Source organism: Salinimicrobium sediminis (assembly GCF_900215295.1).
In the GTDB taxonomy this organism is placed as follows: domain Bacteria; phylum Bacteroidota; class Bacteroidia; order Flavobacteriales; family Flavobacteriaceae; genus Salinimicrobium; species Salinimicrobium sediminis.
This window is the reverse complement of the sequence record NZ_OCMF01000005.1, coordinates 37,894-52,778: the sequence shown is the minus strand read 5'-3', so window position 1 is coordinate 52,778 and position 14,885 is coordinate 37,894. Positions and strand designations below refer to the sequence as shown.

Here is a 14,885-nt window from a genome sequence, read left to right as displayed (position 1 = left end):
TTTGGTTGTCGGTGTGGGGAAATACAGTTCACCCTATGAGAAAGAACCGATATAACATCTTTCATGGATAGAATTCTCGGTGAACGCCAGAAATTGGGCAGAGAAACACGAGTAACAGTAATTCTTTACAAAAGAAAGCTCCCGAAAAACCGGGAGCTTTTTTTTGTATAGGTGAACTTTTAATTTCTATTCCATCATGATACCAATAAGGATAACTACTTCTACCAGCTCGCCTTCTTCATAAGCTTCCTCCATGATTAACCCGGTGCCGTGAGCATAATATTTCAATTCATACACTTCAGGTTCGAAAGGATTAACATCGCGGGTGATCATGACATTTTCATAAATTATCCCGTTCACCTCAACTGTTTCTCCTAGTGCAATGACTTCAGCATAATCTTCTGCCTCGCCTGCATAATATTCCTGGTAATAGAATTGTCCAACAACAGGATTTCCAGGCAACCAGTAGCCGGGAAGGGCCCCGTCTACTCCGGCTTCCCATGACCCTTCAGTTCCTAAAAAATTACCCAGTTCATCGTAACTTTCTGAATACTCACCCATATACCAGAGGTTGCCGTCATCATCCTGGGCCAGCCAGTCGTCTGTATCTTCAATAATTACACCGTCAACAAACACTACATCATGCTGGATTACGGTAGTGATTCCCATTACTTCCTTGGTTGAAGTTCTACGCTCGATCAAAACGGTTTCTTCAGGTTCATCACCCCATTCTCCATCTTCCACTTCATACACTTCATATTCATAGATAGCATCGGAAGGAGGACCGTAGTATGGATTGGTGATATTTGTTGGATCTGAAAATGCGGCGGCATCAAAACTCGGAATCCCATCCGGAAGTTCCCCATTTCCATCTTCACATCCAAATCTCAAGTGCTCGTAATCTATTCCTGCATCACCATTAAAATTTTCCATTATGTCATTTCGGCTAAGGCTGCCGGTAATGGTCATTTCTTCTGCATCATATACACCTTCCCAGTCAAGCAAGGTAACAGTATAATCCAGGTACTCTTCATCGTCATCAAATTCCGGAAGGTCAGGTAAGTGGAGGCATAAAGGATCTGCATACCAATCTCCGTCTTCGTTAGTTCCTGTAGTATTGATCACTCCGGTGACAACAGGCTCTCCATCTATTGTAATGTCTACAGAATAACGGGCAGGATAATGGCGTCCATTCTCATCACAGTAATTGGCGAAGAAGCAGTATTCAAATGTCTCCGTTGTTTCAAAATCAAAGAATCCGTAACCATATTCGTTGACGTTACGATCATCATAACAAAGAACAGAAACATCCACATATTTTTTCACTCCTGCCCCGAGACTAATGTTGTAGGGCAGGGCGTTGTCTACAAATTCAGAAAGAATGCTTCCCTCCGTAGGAGCAAGCCAGATAGGATCTCCTGCTGAATTGTACACCGCAAAATATTCCAGAGTATAATTACCCGGGGTTAGTTGAAGTTCCGGAACTTCTTGTGTAAATAATTGCCCGGCAACGAGATCTATTCTAAATGGATCACCCGCAGAACCTACAATTTCTGAATCCTCCTGCATTAGAATGATCTCTACATAGGCAGGAGTGTCATCGGTACAAATTGGAATATCGGCAGTTGATTGTTTACTGGTTTCTTTGTTAGTAAGATCTTCTACAATGGCACTAAAGGTCAGGGTAGCAAAATCGGTTTCGGGGTCAATTTTATTCTCTTCCTTACTACAGGAAGAAAATACGAAGGTTAGAATTGTCAATCCCAATAGATAAACGTTCATTTTTTTCATAACTGAATGGTTTAATTAATATTTATTGAATGGTTAATTACACGCACAAAAACTCCTAGGCAGGAAGGATTCCTGACTTAGAGAGTATCTAAATATTGGGAGGCAAGGCCTATAAATTTACTGGCGAATTAAAAGTAGTTTTTATTTTTAGCAAAATAAATAGGGAAAAACACTCATTTTCAGCAAATTATTCTAAAAAATTGCCTCTTTTCAACCTTTTAACTGGAGCTGAAGGAGAGAAGTCTTGCAGCAGGATTTCTTCCGACGGCATCAAAGGTGCTGCCATAGGAATTGACTTAAAGGATGAAGAATATGCTTTTGAAGTAAAGACAAAGGATTAAAAGCAGGCTTATTGACGAACAATGAAGGCTCTCCCCTCCTCTTCCTGACAAATTTCCAGAGGACCGAAGAAACTGTGCACGAAGGCATTAATTTATTAAAAGTGAGTGTTTTGTGACAGGGTCTTAAAAAATAGTTTGAAATAGTTGCTTCTTTTGCTATTTTGCAAGAACTATTGTAATAAATCAATAATGATTGAAATAAAAAGACTTTTTGACTTTCCATACTTCCAGTTGGAAAATGCGCCCCAGGAAAAATCCCTGGTTACTAAATACAACGGAAAATGGGAAGCGCTTTCCTCCCAGCAATATATAGATCAGGCTAATGCTGTAAGTCGGGGATTACTGCGACTGGGGATACAGCCAAATGATAAAATTGCGGTGATCTCAACCAGTAACAGGACAGAATGGAATGTTCTTGATATCGGAATTCTCCAGCTGGGAGCACAAAATGTGCCTATATACCCCACAGTTTCTGAAGAAGATTATGAATACGTGATCAACCACAGTGAATCGATCTATTGCTTTGTTTCAGATAAGGAGATCCTTGACAAACTCACAAAAGTTAGAGGCAATACCCAGCTTAAAGGCATCTACACTTTTGACGAGATTCCCGGTGCCGAAAACTGGAAAGAGATTCATAAGATGGGAGAAGATAAATCTAATCAGGAAGAGGTAGAAGCCAGAAAAAAGGCTGTAAAAGAGGATGACCTTGCAACCCTTATCTATACATCAGGAACTACGGGAAGACCAAAAGGAGTAATGCTGAGCCATAAAAACATCGTAAGTGATGTTTTGCTGAGTTCAGACAGGGTTCCTTTTGAATTTGGGACTTATACTGCCTTAAGTTTTCTTCCTGTTTGCCACATATTTGAGCGCATGATCCTGTATCTCTACCAGTATTACAGCGTTTCAATACATTTTGCTGAATCTATCGATAAGATTAGTGACAACCTTAAGGAGGTGAAACCTCATGTGATCTCTGCAGTACCGCGTTTACTGGAAAAGGTATATGATAAGATCATCGCAAAAGGTTCTACTGTAGGTGGGATCAAGCAAAAATTATTCTTCTGGTCGGTTGAACTAGGTTTGGAATATGAACCCTACGGAAAAAATGGCTGGTGGTATGAAACTAAACTTTCTATTGCCCGGAAACTGGTTTTTTCAAAATGGAAAGAAGGTTTGGGCGGCCGTATTGAACTAATTGTCTCGGGAAGTGCAGCGCTGCAACCAAGGCTTGCACGTGTTTTTGCCGCAGCGGGAATCCCGGTGATGGAAGGTTATGGTTTAACCGAAACCTCTCCAGTGATAGCCGTAAATGATCAGCGTAATGGTGGCTTTAAAATTGGTACAGTGGGCAGGGTTCTCAAAGATGTTGAAGTGAAGATCGCCGAAGACGGGGAAATTCTGTGCAAGGGTCCCAACGTAATGCAAGGTTACTATAAAGAGCCCGAAAAAACGAAAGAAGCTATCAATGAAGATGGCTATTTCCATACCGGAGATATTGGAGAACTTGACAGCGACGGTTTCCTGAAGATCACAGATCGTAAAAAGGAAATGTTCAAAACTTCGGGGGGAAAATATGTTGCCCCGCAACTTATCGAGAACCAGATGAAGCAATCCAGATTTATTGCAGAAATGATGGTCGTAGGGGAAGGCGAAAAAATGCCTGCAGCGCTTATTCAACCCGATTTTGAATTTGTACGGGAGTGGGCAAAGAGAAAACATGTTGAATTAGGACCAACAAATGAAGATCTTATTAATAATGACCGTGTAAGAGCAAGAATTCAGGAAGAAGTAGATTTCTACAACCAAAAATTCGGAAGCTGGGAAAAGATCAAGAAGTTTGAGCTAACCCCGGATGTCTGGAGTATTGAAGGAGAACATCTTACTCCTACCATGAAGTTAAAACGTCGTAACATCATTAAACTTTACCAGAAGCTTTACGACGGAATTTATGAGAGATAAAATCATAAAGAATTACAGAAAATCCGGCCTTTGTGCCGGATTTTCTTTTTAATAAAATATTCCAAATTTGATAAACTCTGCAAAAGAGGATCTGCAGGAAAAGCTTAAATTTAGGTGCTTCTAAAATGTAAAAAATGCGCTTCATTGTTTTTTTCCTTCTTTCATTGCTGTTGCTTAGCTGCAAAGCAGAAAAAACTCCTCAAGATCAATATTTTGAAGCCGGTGACGAGCGGTTCACCTACATGGGACGCACCTTAACTTCGGGAGAAGGAAAAGAGCTTATTGCCTCTGGAGCTTCAGTTAAAACCAAAGTGTATGGAGATACCGTAACTGTTTTCCTGAAAAGCAAGGAAGGTAGCTACCATTATGTGGCGGTAGAATTAAACGAGGAATACAAAGGACGTTTCCGTATTACCAAAGACACTCTAAAATTCGCTCTCCCCAGGAAAGATTCAGCAAATACCATAACCATTTTCAAAGAAACTGAAGCAGCCAATGGCATTCTCATTTTTAGCGGAATTCGCGCAAATAAGATTGAAAAGATTTCCGAACAGCAGCGGGCAAAGATCGAATTTATTGGGGATTCCATTACCTGTGGTATGGGTGCAGATACAACTGAAATCAATTGTGAAGAAGGAGAATGGTTCGATCAGCATAGTGCCTATACGTCTTACGGCCCACGGGTCGCAAGGGAGCTTGGGATAGACTATGAGATAAATTGTGTGTCGGGAATGGGAATTTACCGCAACTGGAATGATGAGGACAAACCGGCACTGCCCGATGTTTATCCTTACCTGCACCTTGATGGTAATCACGGGAAAAGAGTGATCATCAACAAAGAAGATCCTCCCCAGGTGGTGAGTATTGCTCTTGGAACTAATGATTTTTCTTTAGGTGATGGTGAAAAGTTAAGAATGCCCTTTAGTGAAGATCCATTTAAAGAGAATTATATCACATTCATAGAACGCATTTTTAAAATTTATCCTGAAACTAAAGTAGCTCTTATTTCCAGTCCCATGACCCGGGAGGAAGACAGTAAAGAGTTGATAGAGATACTTCATGAAATTAAGGCGCAGTTAGCCGATAAGCCTATAGAGATCTTTGAATTTAAGAAGACCTATGCCCGTGGCTGTTCCGGACATCCAAGTGCAGAAGACCATAAGTTGATGGCCGAACAACTTGTACCTTTTTACCGTAAAATGCTGAACAAAGAATAAACTATGGAATCATATACCGCTGCCAAAGATCGCTATGAGAAAATTAATTACCGCCGCTGCGGAAGGAGTGGGATTAAACTCCCCCTACTTTCCCTGGGGCTGTGGCACAACTTTGGAAATACCACCAGCTTTGAAAACTCAAGGCAGCTGCTCCGCACTGCGTTTGACCATGGAATAACCCATTTTGATCTTGCGAATAATTATGGACCTCCTTTCGGTTCGGCTGAAGAAAACTTCGGAAAGATCTTCAACGAAGATTTCAGAAATTATCGGGATGAGCTTATAATCTCCACTAAAGCCGGATGGGATATGTGGCCGGGGCCTTACGGAAATTTTGGCTCCCGTAAGTACCTTATTGCCAGCCTTGATCAATCTTTAAAAAGAATGGGGCTGGATTATGTTGATATTTTTTACCACCACCGGCCAGACCCGGAAACACCCCTTGAGGAAACCATGGGGGCTCTGGACCAGATCGTGAGACAGGGAAAGGCTTTGTATGTTGGAGTCTCCCAATATTCTGCCGATCAAACTGCCAAAGCCGCAGAGATCCTGCGCCGTCTCGGCACGCCTTTTCTTATTCATCAGCCGCGCTATAACATGCTTGATCGCTGGGTGGAAGACGGGCTTATGGATACTCTCGAAAAAGAAGGTCTAGGCAGTATAGTTTTTTCACCTCTTGAACAGGGCATTTTGACCTCAAAGTATTTGGGAGGAATCCCTGCCGACTCGAGAGCCGCAATAGAAGGCGGATATTTAGACAGGAACAAGTTAACACCTCAACTGCTGGACCAAATTAAAGAACTGAATACCATTGCGCAGGAAAGAGACCAAAGCCTGGCGCAAATGGCAATTGCGTGGCTTTTAAAAGATGAAAGAGTAACCTCTGTACTCATTGGGGCCAGTAAAGTGTCGCAACTAGAAAATAATATTGGAGCACTTAAAAATTTGAAATTTTCTAAGGAAGAACTTGAGAGAATTGAAGACGTCCTAAAAATGACATAAAGGAATTATTCATTTTTCCGGTTTTTAAACCACAAAGATCTCCAGCAGCTCTGCGCCTTCAGAAGTAATTTGCACCTGATTGTTTTCAGCCGGGATGAGCAGGGTTTGCCCCTGTATGATTTTTTCAGAATTTTCGCCAACCGTTACCTCAGCTTCTCCACTCACACACATGTAGATGACGAAGGAGTCAAGATGAGAGTAATCTTTCACTATATTACCATTCACCGGCAGGAAATTGGTGGTGAAGTATTCACTGGTGGCAATGTTCGTCGAATGATTTTTAATCCGGGAATATTTATTTCTGAAATCTTCCTTTCTCTCAAAATCAATCGCGTCCAGAGCAAGATCAGTATGCAGTTCGCGCGATTTCCCTTCTGAATCGATCCTGCCCCAGTCAAAAATGCGGTAGGTAATATCCGAAGTTTGTTGAATTTCAGCCAAAAGTACTCCGGCGCCAATAGCGTGGACTTTCCCGGGGTTGATAAAAAAGGAGTCTCCTTTTTTCACTTTTTCGAAGTTCAGCAGATTGGTGATCTTTCCGGAATTTAGGTGCTCCAGGTATTCGGCTTCGGAAGTGCTCTTTTTGAAACCTATATTGATCTCTGCCCCTTCATCGGCCTGCATGATGTACCACATTTCGGTCTTTCCGAAGGAATTGTGGCGTTTCCTGGCAATCTCATCATTTGGATGCAGTTGCACAGAAAGTTCGGTCTTTGCATCTATGAACTTGATCAAAAGCGGAAATTTAGTACTAAACTTTTTAAAGTTCTTCTCCCCTAAAAGCCGTTCCTTATACTCAACTAAAAGATCATTTAAAGTCTTCCCCTTTAAAGGTCCATTAGCTACTACAGAAATGTCACCTTTGAGACCGGAAATCTCCCAGCTCTCACCAAGATCTTCTCTATTGGAGTCCTTATTAAGTATGTTCCTTAGTTTGTTACCTCCCCAAATCTTTTCTTTCAGAATAGGTTCGAAACGGATAGGATAATTAAGCATTCCATCTTCTTTAGTGGGCAAAGATAAGCAATGGCTTATGCTCCTTAAATTCTCCGACGCAATTTATAGGATCAAAAATGTCATTTTTAAAAAGGGATTGATTTATTAATCCTATTTTGGCTTTGATTATCGGGTTGCAGCGTGAAAAAATACATTCCAATATTTTTCTTTTTATTTTTCCTCAATCTCCACGCTCAGGAGCGTAACTCCCTACAGGGGATGGTGATGAGCAAGGATTCCCTGCTCCGGAATGTTCATATAAAAAATGTTTCTTCAGGCAAATTTTCAGTTTCGGGTGAGAAAGGGATTTTTCAGCTGAACATGAAAGTAGGTGATACTCTGGTCCTGTCGCATGTGGGGATGGAGGATCTCATAAAATTTTTAAAGGCTGAAGATCTTCAGAAGTCTCCATTGGTTTTGGAGATGATTGAAAGATCTGAAGAATTGAAGGAAGTTATGCTGAATGAAAATTCAGAAATAAACGTAGTGAGTCTGGGTATTATTCCGAAAAAAATAGAGAAGCTGTCCATGAATGAAAGGAGATTAAGGACCGCCGGAGATTTCAAACCCATTCACCTCCTGTCAATTTTAGGAGGATCCTTAGAGATCGACCCTATTTTAAACGCGATCAATGGTCGTACAAAAAAGCTGAAACGCAATATTGAAGTGGAAAAAATGCAAAGAAAGACAGCTTTTTTAGAGGTGCATTATAAGGAATACATGGAAGAATTTATGGATTTAAGCAGCGGAGAAATAGCTTTACTCATTGATTTTATGTTGGAAAGAGAAGAACTTCAGCGTCTTGTGGAGCAAAAAAATGACGCCGAAATAAAGCTCTTCCTCCATGATTCCTGGTTTCGGCTGAGCGAAAAAATGAAAGTTCCGCACAAATAGGCCCTTCAGCCATACTATTAATTTTGTTGTTAAACTCCTCTTTTTCCGGAGTTTTTTTGTGTTTTTCCAATAAATTTAAGAGAGCCTGTAAAAACAGTAAAGAATTTGCTTATTTGCTATGCGCGCATAATAAAATTTTCTTAACTTTGGAATTCTATGAAAGAAAAGACCATTGATTACGTCCTTCGCGCAACCTGGATGGCCATTGCCAAAATGTACAATGAAGAAGCCAGCAAAGAAGGAAGTACTATGGCTACAGGCTTTGCCCTTTTAAGCATCGACCCTGAAAATGGCACCCCCTCCACTTCTTTGGGTCCTAAAATGGGCATGGAAGCCACCAGTCTTTCCAGGACTCTTAAGACAATGGAAGACAAAGGGCTCATCATGCGTAAAAAAAATCCTGATGATGGCAGGAGCGTACTTATTTATCTCACCGAGTTTGGGAAGGAGATGCGAGACTATTCCAAAAAGGTAGTGCTCACATTTGACCAGGCAGTGAGAAAGGAAATTCCGGAGGAAGATCTGGAGAAATTTATTGAGGTGGCATCAAAGATCATGGATCTCATTGCGTCGCGAAAAATTTATATCGAATAAATAAAGACTGCTTTGGTGGTCGATTAAAAAATAAGAATAACATGAAAAGACGAATCAACAAAGTTGCAATTATAGGTTCGGGAATTATGGGAAGCGGGATTGCCTGCCACTTTGCCAATATTGGTGTGGAGGTTTTACTGCTGGATATTGTTCCAAGGGAATTGACCGAAAAGGAAAAGAAGCAGGGACTCACCTTGCAGGACAAGCAGGTGAGAAATCGTATTGTAAACACTGCACTACAGGATGCCCTCAAGTCCAAACCCTCTCCTATCTATCATAAAGACTTTGCCAGTCGTATTAAAACCGGAAACCTGGAAGATGATATTTCTAAGGTTTCTGAAGTTGACTGGATCATGGAAGTGGTTGTGGAAAGGCTGGATATCAAAAAGCAGGTCTTTGACAATCTTGAAAAACACCGTAAAGCGGGAACTTTGATCACTTCAAATACTTCGGGCATTCCAATTCAGCAAATGAGCGAAGGCCGAAGTGAAGATTTTCAGAAACATTTCTGCGGAACGCATTTCTTTAATCCGCCGAGATATTTAAGACTTTTTGAGATCATTCCGGGCCCTAAGACTTCTGAAGAAGTTCTTGAATTCCTGAATGAGTATGGTGAAAAATTCCTTGGAAAAACTTCAGTAGTTGCAAAAGATACTCCCGCATTCATTGGAAACCGGATTGGGACCTACAGCATTATGAGCCTCTTTCATATGGTACGGGACCTGGATCTAAGTGTAGAGGAAGTAGACAAGTTAACCGGGCCGGTAATAGGAAGGCAAAAATCTGCCACTTTTCGCACTGTAGATCTTGTAGGTCTTGACACCTTAAGCCACGTTGCTGAAGGTTTACACAAAGGAGTTCCTACAGATGAGGAGCATGATCTGTTTGCCATGCCCGATTATATAGGAACCATGGTGGAGAATGAATGGTTTGGAAGCAAAAGCGGGCAGGGTTTTTACAAAAAAATCAAGAAAGACGATGGTTCCAGTGAGATCCATTCTCTTGACCTGAAAACTTTGGAATACAGACCTCAGAAAAAAGCAAATTTTGCTACTCTTGAACTTACGAAAACGATTGACAAGGTAGAAGATCGTTTTAAAGTTCTTGTCAATGGCAAAGACAAAGCCGGAGAATTCTACAGAAAGAATTTTGCAGCTATTCTTGCCTATTCTTCCAATCGTATTCCCGAGATCACCGACGAACTTTACAAGATCGATGATGCCATGAAAGCTGGATATGGTTGGGAACACGGGCCTTTCCAGATCTGGGATGCCATTGGCGTGGAAAAAGGGCTGGAAATCATGAAAGCCGAAGGTCGTAAACCAGCGGCCTGGGTCAATGAGATGCTTGAGAAAGGATTCAAAAGCTTCTATACAGTCAAAGACGGAAATACGTGGTATTACGACATTCCGGCGAAGGAATACAAGAAGATTCCGGGACAGGATGCATTTATTATCCTTGACAACATCAGGGAATCTAAAAAAGTTTTTAGCAACAGTGGGGTTGTAGTTGAAGATCTTGGCGACGGAATTTTGAATGTGGAATTCCGCAGCAAGATGAACTCCATCGGTGGCGATGTCCTTGACGGATTAAACAAGGCCATTGATCTTGCTGAAAAAGAATATCAGGGACTGGTAGTGGCCAACACCGGAAAGAACTTTTCTGTTGGTGCCAATATCGGGATGATCTTTATGATGGCGGTAGAGCAGGAATACGATGAGCTGAACATGGCTGTGAAGTATTTCCAGGACACCATGATGAGAATGCGCTACTCCTCAATTCCCACCGTTGCGGCACCTCATGCCATGACACTTGGAGGTGGATGCGAACTTTCCCTACACGCCGATAAAGTAGTCGCTGCAGCCGAAACCTATATTGGACTGGTAGAATTTGGAGTTGGAGTTATCCCCGGTGGAGGTGGATCCAAAGAAATGACACTTCGTGCCGCAGATACTTTTCAGAAAGATGACGTGGAACTGAATCGCCTTCGCGAGCACTTCCTTACCATAGGAATGGCGAAAGTATCTACTTCGGCTTATGAGGCATACGACCTCAACATCCTGCAAAAAGGAAAAGATATTGTGGTAGTAAATCCCGACCGCCAACTGGCTATAGCGAAACAGCACGCCTTGCTTATGGCTGAGAACGGATATACTAAACCTATCATGAGAACAGACATTAAGGTTCTCGGTCGTCAGGCACTGGGAGCTTTTTACGTGGGAACAGATCAAATGCTCGCAGGGAAATACATCAGCGAACACGATAAGAAGATCGCAAACAAACTTGCCTACGTGATGGCCGGAGGTGATCTTTCTGAAAACTCATATGTTAGCGAACAATATTTGCTTGATCTTGAAAGAGAAGCTTTCTTATCACTTACCGGGGAAAGAAAAACTTTGGAAAGATTGCAGCATATGTTGCAGAAGGGGAAGCCTTTAAGAAACTAGAGTCTAGAGTCTAGAAACTAGACTGTGAAGAAAATGGGACGACATAACTTTAAAAAATTAAAAATTTGGAATGAAGGGATTTCACTCGTTGGGGAAAGTTATAAGCTTACGCGAACATTTCCTGCCAGTGAAAGATTCAATTTGATAAGTCAGTTAAACCGTTGTGCCGTTTCTATTCCTTCTAACATAGCTGAAGGCTCCAGCAAAAGTACCGACAGGCATTTTAAAAAGTTTTTGGAAAACAGCCTGGGATCGGCTTTTGAATGGGAGACACAATTGATCGTCGCCTACAATGAAAATTTTCTTTCTAAAGAAAGATTTGAAGAACTGGAAAATAAGATTTTACAAATACAGAAAATGATAGGTTCCTTTATGGATAACCTTGGAAATGATTGAGTCTAGACTCTAGGCTCTAGTTTCCAGACTCTCGTTTTCATATTAATATTAAGAACTATGAACAAGACAGCTTACATCGTAAAAGGATACCGAACTGCAGTGGGAAAAGCCCCGCGGGGGGTATTCAGATTTAAAAGGCCAGATGACTTAGCGGCAGAAACTATCCAGTTTATGATGGATAAGCTGCCCGACTTTGATAAAAAAAGAATAGATGACGTCATTGTGGGTAACGCAATGCCGGAAGCCGAGCAGGGCCTTAATGTGGGTCGCTTTATCTCGCTGATGGGACTCGACATTAAAGATGTTCCGGGGATGACCGTTAACCGTTATTGTGCGTCTGGATTGGAGACCATTGCTATAGCAACAGCCAAGATCCAAAGCGGAATGGCAAATTGCATTATTGCAGGGGGAGCCGAAAGCATGAGCTATATTCCAATGGGAGGTTATAAACCTGTACCTAATTATGAACTGGCAAAAGCAGGTCGGGAAGATTACTACTGGGGAATGGGCCTTACCGCTGAAGCAGTAGCCGAAAAATATAACGTTTCCCGGGAAGCACAGGATGAATTTGCCTTCAATTCTCACCAGAAGGCGCTAAAGGCTCAAAAAGAAGATCGCTTCCAGGATCAGATAGTTCCTATTACCATTGACCAGACCTATGTCGATGAGGATGGAAAGAAAAAGACCCGTTCCTATACGATAAATAAGGATGAAGGTCCGCGGGCAGACACTTCTAAGGAAGTTTTGGCTAAACTGCGTCCTGTGTTCGCAGAAGGTGGTAGCGTAACTGCCGGAAACTCTTCACAAATGAGCGATGGAGCTGCTTTTGTAATTGTAATGAGCGAAGAAATGGTGAAGGAACTGAATCTTGAACCAGTCGCAAGACTGGTAAGTTATTCCGCAGTTGGTGTAGAACCAAGGATCATGGGAATCGGACCTGTCTATGCAATTCCAAAGGCTGCAAAACAAGCCGGAATTTCCATTCAGGACCTGGAGCTTATCGAACTTAATGAAGCTTTTGCTTCTCAATCTATAGCCGTTATCAACGAACTGGGATTGGATATGAACAGGATGAATCCAAATGGTGGTGCAATTTCAATGGGTCACCCCCTGGGTTGTACCGGAGGAAAATTAACCGTGCAGCTTCTTGATGAAATGAGAAAACGTAACCTGCAGAACAAATACGGCATGGTCACCATGTGTGTAGGAACAGGACAGGGAGCAGCGGGAGTTTTCGAGTTCCTCTCTTAGTTCAAGGTTCAAGATTTAAAGTTTAAGGTTAAAATACAGTGAAGACCTGAGATAGATCTCAATACTCACTACTCAATACTAAATACTACAAAAATGAGCACACAAGCAGATAGCAACAAAAAAGACCTCCTGCGCGGGGGGCAGTTTCTGGTAAAAGAAACAAAGGCGGAAGATGTTTTTACCCCGGAAGATTTTTCCGATGAGCAAAAAATGATGCGTGAAAGCGTTCAGGATTTCGTGGATCGTGAGATCATGCCGAAGAGGGAGGAATTCGAGAAAAAGAATTATGAGCTAACCGAAGAACTCATGAAAAAAGCCGGAGAAATGGGCTTTTTGGGAGTTTCGGTTCCCGAAGAATATGATGGACTCGGGATGGGCTTTGTTACTACCATGCTTGTGGTTGATTATATCTCGGGAGCTACGGGATCGTTCTCTACAGCTTTTGGTGCACATTCAGGTATTGGGACTTTACCCATCACCCTTTACGGAACCGAGGAACAGAAAAAGAAATATCTTCCCAAGTTATCCACCGGAGAGTGGTTTGGAGCTTACGCGCTTACAGAACCCGGAGCAGGTAGTGACGCCAACTCCGGAAAGACCAAAGCTGTTCTTTCTGAAGACGGAAAATACTACAGTATTACCGGACAAAAAATGTGGATCTCCAACGCCGGATTTTGCAATATGATGATCGTTTTTGCAAGAATTGAAGACGATAAGAATATCACCGGATTCATCGTTGAATATGATCCTGAAAATCCCAACGGAATTTCATTGGGAGAAGAGGAAAAGAAACTTGGAATCCACTCCTCCTCTACCCGACAGGTTTTCTTTAATGACACTAAAGTCCCTGTGGAGAATATGCTTTCTGAAAGGGGAAATGGTTTTAAAATTGCCATGAATGCTCTTAACGTGGGAAGGATTAAACTGGCAGGTGCCTGTTTGGATGCCCAAAGACGCACCATTACTTCCGCAGTAAAGTATGCTAATGAGAGGGTTCAGTTTAAAACTCCAATCGCCAATTTTGGTGCCGTTCAGTCTAAATTAGCAGAAATGGCGGCTTCAGCTTATGTAGGAGAAGCGGCTTCTTACAGGGCTGCAAAAGATATTGAAGACAGGATCTCTATTCGCCAGGAAGAAGGGAATTCTCATCAGGAAGCCGAACTAAAAGGTGTGGAAGAATATGCTATTGAATGTTCCATTTTAAAAGTAGCAGCTTCTGAAGATCTTCAGAATTGCACAGATGAAGGAATTCAGATCTTTGGAGGAATGGGATTCTCTGCAGATGCTCCAATGGAATCTGCATGGAGAGATGCGCGTATTACCAGGATCTACGAAGGAACCAATGAGATCAACCGCATGCTTTGCGTGGGAATGCTGGTTAAGAAAGCCATGAAAGGCCATGTTGATCTGTTAGGACCTGCAACTAAAGTTGGAGAAGAACTTACCGGAATTCCTTCTTTTGACAAACCAGATTTTTCTGAACTTCTTGCCGAAGAAAAGGAAATGATCAAAAAGCTGAAAAAGGTATTTCTTATGGTTGCCGGAAGCGCAGTTCAAAAATTCGGGCCTCAACTGGAGGATCATCAGCAGTTGCTTTTAGCTTCAGCAGATATCTTAATTGAGATCTACATGGCCGAATCAGGAATTCTTAGGGTTGAAAAGAATGCTAAACGTTTTGGGGCAGATACTCAGAAAGAACAAATCGCTATGGCAAAGTTATATCTATATCACGCTGTTGACATCATCAACACCAGAGCTAAAGAAGGAATTGTTTCTTTTGCCGAAGGTGATGAGCAAAGAATGATGTTGATGGGCTTGAAACGATTTACAAAATATGAAAATCAACCCAACGTAGTGGAACTTCGCAACACCATCGCACAAAAGGTAATTGCCGAAAACCGCTACCCGTTCTAAAATTTAATTTGCATCATTAAATCTGTTGAAGGTCGCCCTGGGGCGGCCTTTTTCTTTTGTTATTTCTTTAACAGCTT

The 14,885-nt window shown here is 41.9% G+C and carries 12 protein-coding genes; 10 read left to right on the top strand and 2 right to left on the bottom strand.

Annotation, left to right across the window (positions count from 1 at the left end):
- Positions 1 to 186 precede the first annotated feature (186 nt).
- Positions 187 to 1,791, bottom strand: coding sequence for a hypothetical protein (locus tag CRO16_RS14925; RefSeq protein ID WP_097057210.1), 1,605 nt, complete (start codon positions 1,789 to 1,791; stop codon positions 187 to 189).
- 200 nt (positions 1,792 to 1,991) lie between these two features.
- On the opposite strand from CRO16_RS14925, the gene CRO16_RS16230 reads away from it, so the two are divergent.
- From CRO16_RS16230 to mgrA, 4 genes are all read left to right on the top strand, one after another.
- Positions 1,992 to 2,132 (top strand): hypothetical protein, encoded by a 141-nt coding sequence (locus CRO16_RS16230; RefSeq protein WP_179670558.1) that lies wholly within the window; start codon positions 1,992 to 1,994, stop codon positions 2,130 to 2,132.
- Between the two features lie 189 nt (positions 2,133 to 2,321).
- The gene (locus CRO16_RS14915) at positions 2,322 to 4,097 is read left to right on the top strand and encodes an AMP-dependent synthetase/ligase (protein ID WP_097057208.1); all 1,776 of its coding nucleotides are present in this window, start codon (positions 2,322 to 2,324) and stop codon (positions 4,095 to 4,097) included.
- A gap of 134 nt (positions 4,098 to 4,231) precedes the next feature.
- Complete coding sequence (locus CRO16_RS14910; protein WP_097057207.1) at positions 4,232 to 5,314, top strand: SGNH/GDSL hydrolase family protein; 1,083 nt, start codon at positions 4,232 to 4,234, stop codon at positions 5,312 to 5,314.
- A gap of 3 nt (positions 5,315 to 5,317) precedes the next feature.
- Entirely contained in the window at positions 5,318 to 6,316 is a 999-nt protein-coding gene (gene mgrA, locus CRO16_RS14905) for an L-glyceraldehyde 3-phosphate reductase (protein WP_097057206.1), read from the top strand.
- Between the two features lie 24 nt (positions 6,317 to 6,340).
- On the opposite strand, the gene CRO16_RS14900 is transcribed toward mgrA, so the two are convergent.
- Positions 6,341 to 7,333 carry a type I phosphomannose isomerase catalytic subunit gene (locus CRO16_RS14900; protein WP_317042536.1) on the bottom strand — a complete coding sequence of 331 codons (993 nt, stop codon included), beginning with the start codon at positions 7,331 to 7,333 and terminating at the stop codon, positions 6,341 to 6,343.
- A gap of 120 nt (positions 7,334 to 7,453) precedes the next feature.
- On the opposite strand from CRO16_RS14900, the gene CRO16_RS14895 reads away from it, so the two are divergent.
- From CRO16_RS14895 to CRO16_RS14870, 6 genes are all read left to right on the top strand, one after another.
- A complete protein-coding gene (locus CRO16_RS14895; RefSeq protein WP_097057204.1) occupies positions 7,454 to 8,206 on the top strand; it encodes a peptidase associated/transthyretin-like domain-containing protein in 753 nt (250 codons plus the stop codon).
- Positions 8,207 to 8,362: 156 nt separating this feature from the next.
- Positions 8,363 to 8,800 carry a MarR family winged helix-turn-helix transcriptional regulator gene (locus CRO16_RS14890; protein ID WP_097057203.1) on the top strand — a complete coding sequence of 146 codons (438 nt, stop codon included), beginning with the start codon at positions 8,363 to 8,365 and terminating at the stop codon, positions 8,798 to 8,800.
- 41 nt (positions 8,801 to 8,841) lie between these two features.
- Complete coding sequence (locus CRO16_RS14885) at positions 8,842 to 11,247, top strand: 3-hydroxyacyl-CoA dehydrogenase/enoyl-CoA hydratase family protein (RefSeq protein ID WP_097057202.1); 2,406 nt, start codon at positions 8,842 to 8,844, stop codon at positions 11,245 to 11,247.
- A gap of 33 nt (positions 11,248 to 11,280) precedes the next feature.
- Positions 11,281 to 11,643, top strand: a complete 363-nt coding sequence (locus CRO16_RS14880; protein WP_097057305.1) for a four helix bundle protein — start codon at positions 11,281 to 11,283, stop codon at positions 11,641 to 11,643.
- A gap of 57 nt (positions 11,644 to 11,700) precedes the next feature.
- Positions 11,701 to 12,894: an acetyl-CoA C-acyltransferase gene (locus tag CRO16_RS14875; protein WP_097057201.1), complete on the top strand. Its 1,194-nt coding sequence runs from the start codon at positions 11,701 to 11,703 to the stop codon at positions 12,892 to 12,894.
- Positions 12,895 to 12,987: 93 nt separating this feature from the next.
- Positions 12,988 to 14,808 (top strand): acyl-CoA dehydrogenase family protein, encoded by a 1,821-nt coding sequence (locus tag CRO16_RS14870; protein WP_097057200.1) that lies wholly within the window; start codon positions 12,988 to 12,990, stop codon positions 14,806 to 14,808.
- The last annotated feature ends 77 nt before the right edge of the window (positions 14,809 to 14,885 follow it).

Coding starts and splice junctions, on each gene's coding strand:
- CRO16_RS14925 (WP_097057210.1), bottom strand. CDS start 1,791: ATGAAAAAAATGAACGTTTATCTATTGGGATTGACAATTCTAACCTTC.
- CRO16_RS14915 (WP_097057208.1), top strand. CDS start 2,322: ATGATTGAAATAAAAAGACTTTTTGACTTTCCATACTTCCAGTTGGAA.
- CRO16_RS14910 (WP_097057207.1), top strand. CDS start 4,232: ATGCGCTTCATTGTTTTTTTCCTTCTTTCATTGCTGTTGCTTAGCTGC.
- mgrA (WP_097057206.1), top strand. CDS start 5,318: ATGGAATCATATACCGCTGCCAAAGATCGCTATGAGAAAATTAATTAC.
- CRO16_RS14890 (WP_097057203.1), top strand. CDS start 8,363: ATGAAAGAAAAGACCATTGATTACGTCCTTCGCGCAACCTGGATGGCC.
- CRO16_RS14885 (WP_097057202.1), top strand. CDS start 8,842: ATGAAAAGACGAATCAACAAAGTTGCAATTATAGGTTCGGGAATTATG.
- CRO16_RS14880 (WP_097057305.1), top strand. CDS start 11,281: ATGGGACGACATAACTTTAAAAAATTAAAAATTTGGAATGAAGGGATT.
- CRO16_RS14875 (WP_097057201.1), top strand. CDS start 11,701: ATGAACAAGACAGCTTACATCGTAAAAGGATACCGAACTGCAGTGGGA.
- CRO16_RS14870 (WP_097057200.1), top strand. CDS start 12,988: ATGAGCACACAAGCAGATAGCAACAAAAAAGACCTCCTGCGCGGGGGG.